11 protein-coding genes are annotated in these 15,669 nt (G+C 72.3%); 7 read left to right on the top strand and 4 right to left on the bottom strand.

Annotation, left to right across the window (positions count from 1 at the left end; all coding sequences use genetic code 11):
- Positions 1–1,392: 1,392 nt before the first annotated feature.
- The 3 genes from Ae717Ps2_RS39675 to Ae717Ps2_RS32375 all read right to left on the bottom strand — a co-directional run bounded on the left by Ae717Ps2_RS39675 (position 1,393) and on the right by Ae717Ps2_RS32375 (position 4,299).
- Complete coding sequence (locus tag Ae717Ps2_RS39675) at positions 1,393–1,749, bottom strand: hypothetical protein (protein ID WP_233147879.1); 357 nt, start codon at positions 1,747–1,749, stop codon at positions 1,393–1,395.
- Between the two features lie 561 nt (positions 1,750–2,310).
- Positions 2,311–3,459, bottom strand: a complete 1,149-nt coding sequence (locus Ae717Ps2_RS32380) for a hypothetical protein (RefSeq protein WP_075334782.1) — start codon at positions 3,457–3,459, stop codon at positions 2,311–2,313.
- Between the two features lie 36 nt (positions 3,460–3,495).
- Entirely contained in the window at positions 3,496–4,299 is an 804-nt protein-coding gene (locus Ae717Ps2_RS32375; protein WP_198932381.1) for a hypothetical protein, read from the bottom strand.
- 323 nt (positions 4,300–4,622) lie between these two features.
- Between Ae717Ps2_RS32375 and Ae717Ps2_RS32370 the strand changes: the two genes are divergently transcribed.
- Positions 4,623–5,387 (top strand): hypothetical protein, encoded by a 765-nt coding sequence (locus tag Ae717Ps2_RS32370; protein WP_143510831.1) that lies wholly within the window; start codon positions 4,623–4,625, stop codon positions 5,385–5,387.
- Here Ae717Ps2_RS32370 and mobF read toward each other — a convergent pair.
- A complete protein-coding gene (mobF, locus tag Ae717Ps2_RS32365; protein WP_158071610.1) occupies positions 5,384–10,156 on the bottom strand; it encodes a MobF family relaxase in 4,773 nt (1,590 codons plus the stop codon). The two genes, Ae717Ps2_RS32370 and mobF, sit on opposite strands and share 4 nt — an antisense overlap.
- Positions 10,157–10,543: 387 nt before the next feature.
- Here mobF and Ae717Ps2_RS37680 point away from each other — a divergent pair, with 387 nt between their 5' ends.
- The 6 genes from Ae717Ps2_RS37680 (at position 10,544) to Ae717Ps2_RS32335 (ending at position 15,613) form a co-directional block, all read left to right on the top strand.
- A complete protein-coding gene (locus Ae717Ps2_RS37680; RefSeq protein WP_075334781.1) occupies positions 10,544–10,861 on the top strand; it encodes a hypothetical protein in 318 nt (105 codons plus the stop codon).
- Positions 10,862–11,242: 381 nt separating this feature from the next.
- A complete protein-coding gene (locus tag Ae717Ps2_RS37675; protein WP_158071609.1) occupies positions 11,243–11,434 on the top strand; it encodes a hypothetical protein in 192 nt (63 codons plus the stop codon).
- 61 nt (positions 11,435–11,495) lie between these two features.
- Entirely contained in the window at positions 11,496–12,401 is a 906-nt protein-coding gene (locus Ae717Ps2_RS32350; protein ID WP_158071612.1) for an alpha/beta fold hydrolase, read from the top strand.
- A 416-nt stretch (positions 12,402–12,817) separates the two neighbouring features.
- Positions 12,818–13,792 carry a hypothetical protein gene (locus tag Ae717Ps2_RS32345; RefSeq protein WP_075334779.1) on the top strand — a complete coding sequence of 325 codons (975 nt, stop codon included), beginning with the start codon at positions 12,818–12,820 and terminating at the stop codon, positions 13,790–13,792.
- 423 nt (positions 13,793–14,215) lie between these two features.
- On the top strand, positions 14,216–14,527 hold the full coding sequence (locus Ae717Ps2_RS32340) for a hypothetical protein (RefSeq protein ID WP_075334751.1): 312 nt from the start codon (positions 14,216–14,218) through the stop codon (positions 14,525–14,527).
- Between the two features lie 213 nt (positions 14,528–14,740).
- Positions 14,741–15,613: a hypothetical protein gene (locus tag Ae717Ps2_RS32335; protein WP_143510843.1), complete on the top strand. Its 873-nt coding sequence runs from the start codon at positions 14,741–14,743 to the stop codon at positions 15,611–15,613.
- The last annotated feature ends 56 nt before the right edge of the window (positions 15,614–15,669 follow it).

Here is a 15,669-nt window from a genome sequence, read left to right as displayed (position 1 = left end):
GGGGGACCCGCTGGCCGGACATGCAGGGCCCCAATAGACCTAGTGAGTCGACGCCTAGCCGGGATTGAGCCGCACATCCCCCGTTCGGCCCAAAGGGAAGATCTGAACGGGGGTAACGCCATATACGATTTAACACACAGTCGCAATAACGGGCACTGAATGTGCGATAGATCGTTTTACTCGCCACGTGAGATTGTCTCCCTAGTCCTCACTAGGGAGATCAGATGCGCACACCACGGCGGATGGCATATCTTTTTACAGCTGCAGCCGGCGTCGGCATTAGCCTTGGTCGCAGCTCCAGCGACGGCCGATTCTCTCGCTTCTGCCGCGTCAGCCGCTGCCCCGAAGGGCAACTGCGGCGGAGGAGTGCAAACCTACCGAATGACCGGACCTATCAATGCATGGGGGGGTCCGAGTGACCGGAGTCAACCTAACAGGGCAGCTTGGTCTTAGGACCGGCAAATTCTACGTAAACATCGACTCGCCAACAGACCCGGACTTCAGCCGGATCATTCCGTTCGACGAGTTCAATTCTCCCAGTGCATACCACACGATCAACGGGCCGACTGCCAGAGTCTCGGTCCACGTCGAGCCAACTGACCCACCGACCGGTCGCTCTTGTAACTACAGCTTCGTGGCCGAGTACCCTGGACCTACGTAGCCAAGTACCCTCGACCGTAGAGGGTCCTCCAACAGCACTGCCGAGCGCGCACGGATGGGGAGGCCCACACCCGTCACGGCCGGAGGATACATGCCGTTAGGTGCCGCGCTGCACCAGCTCAAGGAGCTGAGCAACGCCTCGCAAGTCGCTCTGCAGAATCATTCAGAATCTGAGTGCGAGATCCGTTCTGAGACATTCGAGGAGGCTGCTCGCTCCTTAACGATAGTGCTTCACCACATCGGAGCACTTGCGGGCGAGGTAGGCCTAGAGCTTCCTCACCACCGCAATGATGCGCAGGACGAGTGGGCCGATTTCATTGGAGCGCTCGACCACAGTCTACGGGCGTCAACAAGGCTGCGGATCGCACTTCGAGGCGGGGAAAGCGAGATCGAGATACCGAGTAATTCAGGCCGGTGGATCGGACCACACTAGTCCGATACCGAGACTCTCGCGCCGCAGCAGTTCCCCAACCAGTGTCAGTATTCAAAAATGTCGAATAAATGATTCCGGATCGGAGAGAAAGGCTCGAGTCAAAGCGACTACGTCCGCGGTGTTGTAGTCGACCTCGTCGATCTGGCCAGCGGAGTCGATTTGCAGAATCCGCGCGCCCGGCAGAGCGAGCAGAATTGGCGAGTGTAGCGACAACGAACTGCGAGCCGTGAGCGACCAGCTCTGCCATTCGAGCGAGCACCGCCATCGCCCCGGTAGGCGACATGGCGGCCTCCGGCTCATCAAGGAGGTACAGCCCCCTTGGGCCGGAAGCGGTGACTCAACAGGGCCAAGAACGCCTCCCCGTGCGACCGGCCGTGCGGGGACCCGCCGAACGCTGGGAGAAGCGGCGGGCCGCCTGGCCCGTCATCGAGCCGCTCAAGCTCGGTGGCGACGTTGTAGTAGGACTCCGCACGCAAAAAGAATGAGCTGCGTTCCCGGCCCGGACGGCGAGTGACCCGTAAGTACCGACCAAGATCGGACTCGCTAGCCCTCGATGCGAATCGGAACGACCGCGAACCGCCTTCAGGGTTCAGCCCGAGCGCAACAGCGAGTCCTTCGACCAGGGTTGACTTACCTGAGCCGTTCTCTCCGACCACGAACGTCACGCCAGGCGCCAGGGCCAAACCACCCCGGCGCCGGAGGCCCGTCGACGGCAGGCAGATCGAACGGGTAGCCCTGGCTCGGGGCGTCCGACCCTCGATAGCAACGCGGCTGATGAAGTGCCCGGCTCGGCGATCCGCGCGCACGCTGCCCGACACCCCCGAAGACTAACCGCAGAGTCCAGACCAAGTACCTCGGGCAGCGCCGCCGCATATGGCTGCTGCGGGGACTGCGGGCAGCACTACCCGCCATCGTTCCCCCGACTCCCAGCACGCGGGTATTGGACGCGCGAGCCCGTAACGAAGATCCCGGCCAGCGCCTGACCAGACCGCCGGATCACGACGGCGTAGCGTCCTCGCGATCGCCACGCTGACCGACCCGGCACCGCGTGATCCTGCTCAGCCTCCGGGTGCTTCCGCCGGACGCATCCGTCCGGCCCGACCGCCGCCGTCTCGGCGGCGTGGCGCGGGCATCGTCCTGGGCGTCCGCCTCGGCCGTCTCGGGCGTCGCGGCCGTCGTCGCGGTCCCCGATGCGGGCCAGCAGGATGCGAACCTGATCAGCGGCGTCCCGCTCGCAGCGCTGCTCGCTCCTCTCGCGCGTCGGCCCGCAGCTGGTCCAGCTCGGCCCGGTGGTCAGTGCGCAGCTGGTCGAGCTCGCCGCGCAGCCGCTCGGCGGTAGCCCTGTCCTCCTCCGCGCGCCGGTCGGCGGCCGCCCGCTCGGCCTCGGCCCGGGTGCGCCCCTCCACCGCGTCCGTCGCCCGCTCCTGCGCGGCCCCGACGTCTTGGGCCGCCTGACGCTGGACGGCCGCCACCTGCGTCTCGGCCTCCCGCCGCACCTGATCTGCGACCTCCTGCGCGGCCTGGACCCGGGCGTCGGCGTCGGCCCGCACACCGGCGATCTCCTCGCGGGTCTGCTCGGCCCGCTCGGCGAGCACACGGTCCCGCTCGGCCTCGACGTCGCGCCGTGTCCGCTCGGCCGTCTCCCGGGCCTCCTCGATCTCGGCCGTGGTTCGCTGGCGCATCCCGGCGAGTTCGGCCGCGGTGTCCTCCCGCACGTGCTCGAGCTCGGCGCGGGCGGCCGCAGCATCGGCGCGCGCGGCCTCGGTGTCGGTGAGCGCCTCCTCGGCCGCCGCGTCGGCCTGCTCACGCAGCTCGGCCTCGCGCTCGGCCCGGCGGGTCTGGTCCCGCGCGGCCCGTTCCGCCGCCGCCTGCGCGCTCTCCGCGGCCGCGACCTGGGTACCGGCCTCGCGGCGGGCCTGGTCGACCTCGTAGCCGGCGGCGTCCGGGTCGGTCGCCGTGGCCGCGATCCGCTCGGCCCGCTCCAGCAGCTGCGTCATCCGCGCCAGCCGGTCGGTCTCAGCCTGGCGGCCCGCGGCCGCCTCCTCCTGGAACCGTGCGAGCAGCACGCCGAGGGTGACCCGCCCGTCGGACACCGGCCGCTCGGCCAGCGCCTCCTCGTCGACGTCGACAGCCGCCGCGCCTGGTCCGGCGCCGGTGCGCTCCAGCGCCCGCCGCGCCGCGAACGCCTTGGCCCGGGTGTGGTCGGGCAGATCGCAGTACCGGCCAGGTCGACCGACGCCGCCGGACCGCTCGATCGGCCGCCCACACACCTCGTCCGGCCCGGTCGGGAACTGGCACCCCTCGACACGCTCGGGGTCGACGTCCTGACCCGGAACCTGCCCCGCCGGACGCTCGCTCTCGGTCATATCGTCACCCTAATACGTCATAGCGTTATTGTCAATCTATTTTGTTAGTAACGTTATTGACGAAATAGAACCACGTCCTACAAGATCACCGGCGACGCCTACTCGCCGCCCTCGGCCTCGTCTTGTTCCGGGGCGAACTCCTGATCGCAGACGCCGCAGACGATCGGCCCGAGCTCGCGCACCGAGGCGGCGACCCGGATCCGGCGACCGCAGCCGCACACGCACGGCGGCGGTCCCGGCTTCTTCGGCTTCGCTGGCCCGCCGCTCTCGCTGGCCGCGGCGCATCCGCAGCGCGCCGCGCAGCTGCTCGATCACCTCGCCGTACGCGGCCTGCGTGGCGTCCGGGACGGTGGTCGGTGACCAGCCGAGCTTCGGGTCCTTCTCGACCGCGATGCCGACCTCCGCGGCGATGGCCTTGAACCGGGCGTTGTGCCAGCGGCCCTGCCGGGAGGTGTCCTGGATCCCGCGGGCGTGGGCCAGGGCGTGCGCGGCCTCGTGCAGCAGCGTGCCGAGCACGTCGACCGGGCCGCGGGCCAAGCCCTCGCCGCCCACGAACACCTCGGCCAGCTGCTCGACGTCCGCCCCGTCCGCACTGGCGTCGGTCGTGCTCCAGCGCATCGCCGCGAAGTGACCGAGCCGCAGCCCGCCGCGGTCGCCGGAACCGGCGCCGAGCACCACCACCACGGCGGGCAGCTCCGGGTGCCGGTCACGGATCGCCGACCACGCCAGTTCGAGCGCGGCCACCATCGGGGCGCTGATCGCCCGCCCCGTTGACACGACCGCGTCAACCTCGGCTGTGCGGTGTCCCGGGCCGATCTCCTGCACGGCGAGCGCGCTCATGCTGGCCTCCTACGAACGGTGCGAGCTGCGGGCCGGTCGGGCCGGGCCCCCTGGTGGCGGCGACTGCTGCCACCCGCGCCGCGGCGCGCCCGGCCTCCGAGGCTCGCTGTCAAGGGCGGCCGCAGGCCGTCGCCGAAGGCGATGCGCAGCACCCTTGATAGGGAGTGAGGCCGGGACATCCTCCGGGCCGGCCGGCCCGCACAGCCCCGCCGCAGGCGGGTCCTCCTGGTCCTCGGCCCGCCCGGCCGTGAGGGCAGAACCTGCACCGCGCCCCTGCCGCCGGCCCGCGGGCGAACAGGCGATGCGCTGGGAGTTGTCGGTGGGTGCCCGTACCGTGGTCGGCGATCCGACTGGCGGTGATGGTGATGGCGGTGCTGGGCAGGTTCGGGGCGACCCGGGTGGAGCCGGCGGTGCTGTTCGACGCGTCCGAGCTGGACGGGCCGGGCCCGCCGGCGGACGCGATCGACGTGCAGTTCCGGGCGCCGCTGTCGTTCTCGCTGCTGGTCGACGGTCTGCTGGCGGCGGGGCGGGACTTGGACGCTGGGACGTGCTTCCGGGTCTACGAGCGGGCGATCGACAAGTCCGTGGCCAGCCTCCAGTTCGCCGGCGGGTACGTCGTCGACGACAACGGCGACTCCGCGCCGGCACGGCTGGAGCTGACGGCGCTAGGCGAGTCGGGGATCCCCGGATTCGCCGAGGTGCGAATGCACCACCACATCTGGGTCGGTGCCACCGCGGAGACCCTCGACGACGGGGTACGTCGTCCCCTCGACCAGCGCCGGCTTGCTCGTGGGATCAAGAACGTTGCCGCGGGTGACTTTCTCTCCGAGCTCCGCCAGGTCTCCGAGCAGATGCTCGGCGTGCGATGGGGGTCCCCACAGCTGGGTGCATCGCTGCAGATCGTGGAGCCGCCGGTGCATGAGCAGCTCGCCGGCCGCGAGCTCGGCGTGTGCCCGTCGCCGTGGGGAGCACGCACGATCTGGGAGCAGCCCACCCCGGACGAGCTGGAGTGGGAGGCGCGAGACGTCGCGCAGCTGGCCGCCCGCGGCCGCACCCGGCCGTCGCGGGGGAAGGTGCTCGACTACTAGTAGGCGATCCCGGGGTCGCCGCTCCAGTCCACCCCGGCGTCGTGGCCCGCGTCGGCTGCACGGCCACGTCCGACGTCGTGGCCGGTGGAGCGCTCGGCCTGGTGGTCGAGCGAGGACCGGGCGGCCTGCGCGTCCGCGGCGTCCTGCTCGGCCTGTGCGGCGCGTTCGCGCTCGGCGGCGCGGTCGCGCTCGGCCTGGCGGCCGCGCTCGCGCGCGTCGTGGTCGCGGCTGGCCTCGGCTACCTGCTGCAGATCCGAGACGACCGGCTCCGGCGCCTCGTCCACCACCGGCTCCGGCGCCTCGTCCACCACCGGCTCCGGCGCCTCGTCCACCACCGGCTCCGGCGCCTCGTCCACCACCGGCTCCGGCGCCTCGTCCACCACCGGCTCCGGCGCCTCGTCCACCACCGGCTCCGGCGCCGGGGTGCTTCCTGCGGAAGCACCCGGCGCCACGTCGTCGCGTTCGCTGTCCAGCTCGGGGCCAGCGACCTCGACTCCCACGTGGGGCTCCGCGGGCTCCGGGTGCGGCTCGGTGCCTCCGGCGGACGCACCGGCATCGAGGTCGTCGACCAGGTCCCCCGCCGAGACCTCGACAGGCTCGGCGGGGTCCCGGTCGTCCTCGTGGCTGTCCGCCTCGTAGTGGGTGTCGTGCTCCGGGTCGGCGCCCCGCTGCTCAGGCCCGGGCTCGTCCGGTCCGCCGGCTCGCTCAAGCGGCAGGCCGCGCCGCCCGAGTTCCTCGGCCGCGAGGCGCGCCTCCTGGGCGGCCGTACGGGTCCTGGCCGCCCACTCCCCGCGCAGCTCGTGCTCGTACTCCAGCCAGTCGACCCGGTCGGCGTGGGCGTCGACCAGGTCGCGTTCCTCGCCCAGGCGAGCGACCACGCTGCCCCACCGCTGATCGTTGCGGGGCATCCGCTCCAGCTCGGCCGCGGCCAACTGGAACGTGATCTGGTGCTCGTGCAGGCTCCGGTGCGCCTCGGCCAGCTCCTCGGCCACCCACGGTGGCGCCGCCTGCTGCTCGCGCACCCACCGCTCGGTCGCTGCGTACAACTCGCCGTCGTCCGCGGCCTCCGGATCCGAGACGTCGACCGGCTGGCCGAGGGCCGCCCGGGCGTGGGACCACAGTGCCCGGTGGAACTCGTACTCCCGGCTCGGCGCGGCGCCGAGAGACACCTGCTCGTCCGGGACGCGGTGCAGCTCCCGGTACGCCGCGGCGATGCCGGCGCGGCGCTCCCACTCCGCGCGCTCCGCCGCCGCCTCGACGGCGTCCGGGACCGGGCCGAGGTGCGCGGTCGCCCACTCCGGGCTTTGCTCGGCGACCTGGCGGCCGAGCACGTCCTGCCGGTCGGTGGCCAGCACCGCGAGGGCTTGGGCGTACTCGCCGACCTCGCCGTCCAGCGGCGCGGCCAGGGTGGTCCAGTCCCGCGGGTCCACCGCCTGCTCCGGCTCCCGGGCCGCGGTGTTGGTGCGCAGCCGCCACCGCACCACGTCCGACACGGAGTCGGCGCCGGCGAACCCGCGCTCGGTCACCGCCTCGACCAGCACGGCCTCGGCGTTGTGCCCGGCCATCTCCGCCTCCCGCACCGCGCGCAGCAGCCGCCCGTACCCGGACTCCTGCCGCAGCTGCTCGACCTGCTGCGGGCCGAGCACCTCCACCAGCGTGGCCTCGTAGCGGCCGCGGGCGTACTGCCCGGCGACGGTGTCCCAGTCCGCCGCGGCCACCAGGAACGACTCCGCGTCGGCGACCCCGCGCTCCCGCACGTGGCTGGCGGCCTGCTGCGCGCTCGACGTGGCCAACACCGCGGCCAGTCGCTCGCGCGCGGACTCGTCGAGACGCTCCGGCTCGTGCACGTCCGGCGCCCGTTCGGTCACCAGGTGCAGCACGTTGCGGGCGCGGCCGCGGGTCGCGGCCGGGTACAGGTTCTCCCGCGCCCAGTCCCGATCCACGATCGGATAGCCGGAGTCCACCGTGACGCCCTGCGCCGAATGCACCGTCACCGCGTACGCGAGGTTCAGGTGCTCGCGCACGTAGTCCGGTGGCAGGTGCACCGTCGCGCCGTGCCGGTCGGTCGCCAGCAGGTCCCCGGTGTGCTGATCGACGCCGGTCACGGTGTAGATCGCCCGGCGCATCACCGGCTCCACCGGGCCCGCCTGCCCGGCTGCGGGGTCCACACGCAGGTCGTAGTTGTTCATCAGGGCCTGCACACGGTCACCCACGGAGACCAACTGGCGGTAGCGCCCGGCCACGGCGACATGCTGCTCGCCGACATGGCCCAGCTCGACGAGTTCGTCGCGGACTCGCCGCGACAGCTCGTTGGCGTGGTCGTTGGTGCCGACGATCAGCAGCGACGACCTGCCAGCCACCGTGTCCGCGAGGTACGCGCGGGCAGCCTGCTCCTGCATCTCCTCCACGGTGCCCGTACGCAACCGGCCCCGGTCGCCGTAGGCGTCCACCGCCGCCTGGTCCCCGGCGCGCAGCTGCAGACTCGCCTCGGCCTCCCACGGCTCCAGGAACCGGTGCACCTCGGTCAGCTCGTGGTGCGGCCCCGTACGCACCAAGTGCGCGAACAACCCGCCCGCCTCGACCGCGTCGAGCTGCTGCTGATCACCGGTGTAGACGACCTTCGCCCCCGCCGCCGCGCACAGCGCGGTGATCTCCGAGAGGTCCCGGGTCGACGACATCCCGGCCTCGTCGATGACCACCATGTCCCCCGCGGCCAACCGGTCACGGGACTGGCCGGTGACCGGGTCCGGGGAGAACGCGTGCAGGAAGCGGGTCGAGTTGATGGCCTCCAGGCCGTCCCCGGCCAGGTTCTGGGTCGCGATCTGCGAGGTGGCCACCCCGATCACCCGGCCACCGGTCTGGCCGGTCCACACCGTGGCCAGCTGCCCGACCGTCCGCGACTTCCCCGCGCCGGCCGGACCGACCAGGACGTCCCCGACCCGGCCAGACGACACGATCCCCGCGACCGCGTCCACCTGGTCACCGGACAGCCCCGCGGCCTGCAGCTCGACGCGCAGCATCTCCAGCTGCGGCCCGTCGACCGCGAGGCCGAGCTCGGCCCCCGCCTGCGCCAGCACCCGATCCTCCGTCGCCAGGTGCTCCGCGGTGGCGTAGCGCTGCCCGTTCGCCCTCCGGTAGATGCTGCCGCCGTCCGGGCGGCGCAACTCGCCCGGCACGATCACGGGATCCGGCGCGGACACCAGCACCACGTTCGACCGGTGCAGCGCCTCCCGGGTCAGCTCCTCGAGCAGCGCCGGCCGCACGGCGGCGTCCACGCCGAGCTCGTGCGCACCGCCGAGTCGGCGGTCCAGCGCGAGCGCGAGGTTGCCCATCGTCCACACCGCGTACTGCGCCTGCACGTCCTCGACCGCGGCGGCCATGACCGCCTCCCGGTCCAGCCCGGCCACCGGCCCGACAGCCTGACCGGTCATGTCCGGCCCCGTCCCGAGCTGCTGGCCGGTCCGCTGCGCGGTGGCCGCGTGGCCAGACGCCCCGCTGGCCACGTCCGGCCCGGTCACCGGGCGGCCGTCCGGGCCCAGCTGGTGGCCGTGGGCCTCGACCTCGTCGAGCATGTCCACCAGCCGCTCGACCCGCTCCGCTCCCCACGCGGCCACCGCCGCCGGCCCGGCCTCCGCGCCCTTGGCCTTGCGGGTGTCCAGGGTGGCCATGTCGGCCATCGCCTTGCGCGCCGCCGCGTCCGGCTCCCGGCCGTGCCGTGACCGGTACTCCGCGGCCAGCTCCTCCACCCGTGCGGTCACCTGGCCACGCCGGGTGGACGCCTCGGCCATCAGCTCCGGGTCCACCCCGACGATCTCCCGCGCGACGCCGTCCGGGCGCAACGCGAACCGCGCCCCGGTCGCCTCGGTCGTCAGCTGCTCCAGCGCCCGCTCGTACGCGGTCGCGATCGCCTCTTTCACCCCGCGGAACGCCGACCCGTCCAGCGCCCGGACCTTCCCGTCCGCCGTCGTGGTGCGGTTCAACAGCCCACCGTGGGTGTGCAGCTGCGGCTCGTTCTCCCGGCTCGTCGAGTGCCCCCACAGGGTCCACACCGTGCCGCGGCCGGCCTCATGCTTCCCGACCGACTCGTTCCCACTGGTCGTGCGCCCATGCCAGCCCGTGCGGGTCTGCGCCAGGTACTGCTCGCCGTAGGAGACGGCGATCTCCACCGCCCGCTCGTGCGCCCCGCGCACCGCCGCGGCCTCGCCCTCCGCCCCGGCCGCCAGCAGGGCCGCGTAGTAGACGCTGACGCTCTTCGGCGCGGAGAACGTGAAGTCGTAGTAGGCGACGCCCTTCCGGCCGTCAGTGACCGACTGTTCCCGCAGCTCACGCTCCCGCTCCGGCGTGACCAAGCCACCCGGCTCCTTCGCGGCCAGGGCCTGATACCGCTGCTCCGCCGTTCGGTACGTCGGCGGCCGCCGGCCCAGGAACTCCGGCGCCTCCTCCGTCGACTCTGGGCGCCGCAGCTGCCCGAACACCGCCCGCACATCATCCGGATCAGCGACGTCCCCGGACCGCGCCGCCAGGCCCATCGCCTCCAGCCCCGAGCCGAACCAGTAGCCCTGCGGCTCCCCGTGCACCACCGCGGCGTCGAAGTACGCCGGGCCCTGACCGTCACGCTCCGCGCCCACCGCGGCGGCCCGCTCGGCGCTGTGACCCCCTCCGTTCCCGGCAGTGCGGTCCAAGTCCTGGACGTGCTCGTGGTCCGTGCACCCCGACCCGCGAATCAGGTACTCCACCGCCCCGGCGGAGATCGCGGTGATGCGGAGCATGATCGACATCATACCGGACCGACCCAAGATCACAAACACTATGCATAGGTGTGTGGCAGTAGCAGTAGGTAGTGGAAGTGGAGGTGTTGAGTCTTAGAGGTTGAGAGATGGGTTGTACAGGAGGTGTGTCTGAAGAGATGGGTCGACGAGGTGTCGGGAGGGATGCAGGAGGAGTGGATCGTGAGGAGGTGAGGACGTAACGGAGCGCAGAAAGTAGGCAGCGCGGTGCGCGGCAAGCAGTTACGGCGCGTGGCCGGTCGCGCGCCGTCGACTTGGCGGCGGGGCCTGCGCTGGCGGCGAGCCTCGCGCGCGATCGGAACTTGTCGGGGGTGCAGAGGACGCTCAGGCCGCGACGCCACGAGCGTCGCCCGACGACAGGAGGACACGATGGCCACCCGCTGGGGACCCTGGCAGCTCACCAACAACGGCGACGCGCTCACGCTCGACCCGAGCGGCGCCACCCTCGCCCACGACTGGATCGACCTCACCCGCTGCACCACCGCCGCCGAGACGCTCGACGCGATCGTCCACGCCTCCCGCCACGCCCCCGACGGCGGCGAGCGCGACGACGCCTACATCGCCGGGCTCGTCCGCGCGATCGACGACATGCTCGACCCGATGGCCAACCTGTGCTCCGGCGGCCAACCCAAGACGCTGTCGCCGCGGCGCCTGCGCAGCATTCTCGACGACGGCGGCGCACGATGACCCGCGCGCTCCCCGACCACGAGATCCTCCGCCAGCGCGAACCACACTGGCGCGAGCAGGGCTGGACCGCGCGGGAGGGTCGCCGAAGCGCGGGAGCACGCGCTGCTCGGCACCGACCCGCCGTGCCTGCGTGAGCCCCGCGACATCTGGGAGCTGGTCCACGAGATGAGCGGGCACCTCGACACCCGGCGATCCGCCCGCGACAAGAGCGCCGACCTCGACGTCGACGACCTCGAACTCGCCCCGTAGGACGGCCCCTGCCCCAACAGGACAGTACGGGCACGCGCGAACGCGCACAGCCCACGTGCATAGGTCGTCCCACCCGACCGCGCCGACCAGCACGACCTGGCGCAGACCAGCGAGGTACATACCGTGGCCGACGTGACCACCGACCAGGACCCGGCAACGGGCGCCGTCCCGACCCTGCGGGACCGGATGCGCGCCGCCGGTATGTCCGATGAACGGATCGCCTACCACGCCGAGGCGAACGCGATCGCCCTCGACGGCGAGCTGGCCCGCGGCCTGGACCAGCCCGCGCCGCCCGGGACCCGTTGGCACTTCGTCGGCCGTTGACACGGGGGCGTCAACGGCCGACGAACGTGGAATGTCGGTGGCCCGCCGTACGGTCACCGGCATGTCCGAGCCCCCTGAGCGACGCGACCCGGCGTCCTCGACCGACAGCGAGCGGCCGGCCGCTACCGACCGGAGTGTGCCTGGCGAGCGGCGTGTCCCGGTGGAGAGCCGGGACGTGGCGGTCCGGCTCACCGGAGCGGACCGGCCCGGCCCACCAGTTGTGTTCCTGTCGGGGCTGACCGGCTCGCACTCCGAGTGGGAGGGCGTTGTACCGCTGCTGCCGGACAGCCCGCTGCTGACCTACGGCCGCCCCGGGCTCGGCGGTAGCGACCCGCTCCCGCACGAGGAGCGGCAGCGCGACGACCCGAGCGACGTCGCCGAACACCTCCACCAGGTCCTGCGCGCCACCGGGCTCCCCGGCCCGTACGTGGTGGTCTCCCACTCGATCGCGGGCTGGTTCGCCGACCGCTACGTCGCCCGGCACCTTGAGGACGTGGCCGCCGTGGTACTCATCGATCCGACGAACTTCACCTCGTGGCCCGACGAGAGGACCGGCCTGGCCGACGGCGGGCCCGGCGGGTTCCAGCTCGAATGGCAGGCGAGCTTCGCCGACCTCGAATGCCCGCCCCGCCGCCCACCCGGCGGCGCCGTAGTGATCAGCACGGCCGTCGGCGCTTGGGTCCGGAAACCACCGAAGAGCCCCTGGTACGCGCCGCTGACGCTGGGTCAGGCCGACGCGCGGTGGCAGCACGACCAACGGGCCTGGGCCGCTCGACTGCATGCAGACCACGTCATCGCCCACGCACCGGAGCACCTGATCCAGCGAGCGCAGCCGCTGCTCGTCGCCGTGTGCGTCACCGCAGCGGTGCGCGCGGTCCGCGCAGGCGTCGCGGTGGCCCTTGACCCGAGCATGGTCTCGACAGCAGGCGGGACGCTCGTCTCCACCGGTTCAGCCGCCGCACGATGATCAGGAGCGGTTCATCCGCAGTTCTGTCCAACAGCACCTCGGCGCGGGCGCGGGCGGCCGCGGGACGGCACAGGGCCCGCCCCGGCGTACGAGACCGGCGGCGGGCCCTGGCTGGAAGGTCGTCCGAGCTGCTCCGGCCCCGGGAGTCCGGCTCCGGCGAGGAGTGCAACCTCGACGCGGAACGCAGGCGAACGAACCTTCCGACGATCACTTTGCACGGCCCTGCGTGACCGGGCAAGGGCGTTCGGCCGCCGGATTCGACCGGTTCCGAGCAAAGCCGTCTTAACCCTCGGGAGCTGATACGCTAGCGCCTCGGTGTGGCACTCTGCGCCTCATGATGGAACGTACGCTTGCGCATGGGATAGAAGCAGGTCAGTGCACTGAACTATGGAGTGCTCAGAGTGCAAAGGATAACCGTGGATGCCATCGAGGATACGGACGAGGCGCTAGCGTCGCGAGTTCTCGAAGCCGGCCCCGGAGGGGCACCGGAGGCGGCGGTCGACGAGACCGGCCCCGCGGTCGGCGGGACCGCCGCCGACGCCGGGGAGGAGTTCGCCAAGCGCCTCGGGGCCAAGCGTCGAGAGGCCGGCGCCCCGGTCCGGAACTGGTTCGTGGCCAACGACAACCCCGACGTCCGACCCCCGCTGGCGCAGCTGCTCAGCTCCGGGCGCACCGGGGGCGGCGGCCGCGGCGGGCAGCTGCGCGTCAAGCTGTACCTGTCGCTGCTCTGGATCTGCGCCGCAGCTCCGTACGAGACGGTCCGGCCGGGCCGGGCGTGGGCCGGCCTGCTCGGGCTCGACGACCCGGAAGTCAACGGCGCCCGGCGCGTGCAGGCAGCGATGCGGGACCTGCGGGCCCGGAACATGGTCACCACCCGGGACCGGGGCGGCTGGGCCACCGCGGTCACCCCGCTGATCGAGCACGGCACCGGTGCGCCGTACAGCTCCCCCTCCGAGATGCACAACCAGCTCCGCCAGCACGGCGCGTCGAACGACCAGCTCGCAGGCCACCGGTACTTCCGGCTGCCCTCCGCGGTCTGGACCAGCGGACTGCTCAGCCGACTCTCCGGGCCCGGCCTGGCGATGCTGCTCGTGCTGCGCTGCGAACAGCAAGGCCGGGATGGGACGCCGGTGTGGTTCTCCCCCGAGCGCGCAGTGAACCGTTTCGGCCTGGCCGAGAGCACCCGCCGCCAAGGCCTCGCCGAACTACGGGAGCTTGGCCTGGTGACCACCGCCAGCCAACGACTCTCGGAGAGCGGCGACTACATCGACGTCTACCGCCGCCGGAAGGTCCACACCCTCACCTTGGCCGCCGCGACTGCAGCCGGCACGGCGACCGCTAGGGTCGACGGCCGCCCGACGATCGGCGAGTTCATGGCCGGTCAGGGGTGAGCGGGCCCCACCCACACCGGCTGCTCCGAGCAGTCGGTCTCGGCGATCACCAGCCGTGACAAGCGCTGCCTCCAGCAAGCACCAGTAAGCACCCTACCGGCCGGTAATCGAACATAAGAGCAGTTAGCGGCGAGCACGAGCAGGGGAAACACGGACCCCGTCCGTTATCCGGCCAGCAAGCACCCGAAATGTCCGATCATGCAGTGACGGACTGGATAGTTATGCGGCTACGGACGGCGACGCGGGCGAGCCGCGATGCGACCGGGGGTGCTTCCGGCGGAAGCACTCTGGCGGGCCGCGGCCGGTGGGTAGCGGCCAGGACCGTGGGTCGTTCATGCTGCGGTGCTGCAGGACCCGGTCCCGACGCTTCCCCCGGCGGGTCCGGTCGACCACTCGACGGCTCGACACCAGGGGGACGAACTCGTGGCAACCGACCATCACGCCGCCGACTCACCGGCGCTCAGTACACCGACATCGGTCCGGGAGCTGAAGGACGTCGTGCGGGCCGCGGCGTTCGGGCTGCGTCACGCGGCCACCCAGGGCGCCTACCGAGGCCTGCAGCGACCCGAGCGGGCCTACGCCCTGGCCTCGGTGCTCGACCTGTTCGAGATCCGCTGGGCCGAGCAGGACCCCGAGGTGCTCGACGAGCTGCTCCGCTGCTGCCGGGTGCTGCTGACCCCCGATGCTGCTGCCTGCGACGGCGGACCGCTCCCGGCGGTCGAGCTCGAGCGGTGACACTGACACGTCAACGCGTGCGCGTCCGCGAGTACGTGTTCGCGATCGTGACCGGTTGCCGTGCGATCGGTGATCGTCGGCGGCGCGGTGGCCCATGCTCCCGGCTATGCGACCTCGACACCTTGCGCTCGCGGTAGCCGCGGCCGTCGTGATGGCGACGGCGGTCACCACGGCTGTGACGGATCCGAGCGGTGCCGGAGTGCGGCCTGCGCGGTGAGCGAGACCTATCCGCCGCGGTCACGGCGACGCTGGGCAGTGGCCGGGCTCCTGGCCGCTGGTGCGCTGGTGGTGTGGCTGGTCGCGGGTGCGCCGTGGTGGGCGCCGGCCGCTCTGCTGGCCGGTGGCCTCGCCGGTCGTTTGATGGCCGCGCTGTTCCCGGCCCGCTACCGGGTGGCCGCGGTCCGGATCGGAGTGCTTGCTGCCGCGGTGTGGCTCGCCATCGGTCTGTCCCCGTCGGGCTGGGCGGTGGTCGCGGGCCTGCTCGCGCTCGCCGGGCTGGTGAGCATGCCGCCACAGCCCTCCCCCAGCGCAGCTGGCGCCGGGCGGATGAGGCTGGCCCTCGGGACGACGGCCACGGTGCTGCTGGTCGGCGGCGGAGTAGGGACGCTCGTCGAACGTGACCTGGCCGCCCGGGACCGGGCCGAGATCGACGCGCACGCCGGTGATCTGTCCCGGGCGCAGATGCTGCCTGCGACGCCGGCCCGCGCGGTGCAAGCGCTGCTGCGCGCGATCGCCGAGGACGACCCGCGGGCGGTCTGCTCCGCGTTTTCCGCCGCCGCGACGGCCGAGCTGGCCACCGCTCACGGCGGCGTGGACTGCGCGGACGCCGTCCACCGCCTGCACACCCAGGTCCGCGACCTGGCCCGCTACCCCCGCCCCGACCGCGGTTCGGTCACCGAGTGGATCGCCCCGGACGGCCAGTCCGGCGCTGGGAACGGGTGCGCGCTCACGTGGACGGGTCTGCCGAGGCTCCTCGATCCCGGCACGGCCGCGGCCGCCGCGCCGGCGGGCCCGTATCCGGGGGTACTGACCGGGCAGCGCCAGCTCGGCCAGGGCTACCTCGTGACCGGCTACCGCCCTTGCTGACACACCACGGACCCGGCCGGATCCGGCGCGGGCCGAGTAGTTCTACGGCTCCTGCG

This window comes from Pseudonocardia sp. Ae717_Ps2, from assembly GCF_001932475.1.
Taxonomy (GTDB): domain Bacteria; phylum Actinomycetota; class Actinomycetes; order Mycobacteriales; family Pseudonocardiaceae; genus Pseudonocardia.
Note: the sequence above shows the minus strand (reverse complement) of the source record. Positions and strands in the feature narration are given on the sequence as shown.

What these genes read in the sequence shown, in the direction of transcription:
- Ae717Ps2_RS32380 (WP_075334782.1), bottom strand. Translation starts at nt 3,459, where the DNA reads ATGACCGAGAGCGAGCGTCCGGCGGGGCAGGTTCCGGGTCAGGACGTC.
- Ae717Ps2_RS32375 (WP_198932381.1), bottom strand. Translation starts at nt 4,299, where the DNA reads ATGAGCGCGCTCGCCGTGCAGGAGATCGGCCCGGGACACCGCACAGCC.
- mobF (WP_158071610.1), bottom strand. Translation starts at nt 10,156, where the DNA reads ATGCTCCGCATCACCGCGATCTCCGCCGGGGCGGTGGAGTACCTGATT.
- Ae717Ps2_RS37680 (WP_075334781.1), top strand. Translation starts at nt 10,544, where the DNA reads ATGGCCACCCGCTGGGGACCCTGGCAGCTCACCAACAACGGCGACGCG.
- Ae717Ps2_RS32350 (WP_158071612.1), top strand. Translation starts at nt 11,496, where the DNA reads ATGTCCGAGCCCCCTGAGCGACGCGACCCGGCGTCCTCGACCGACAGC.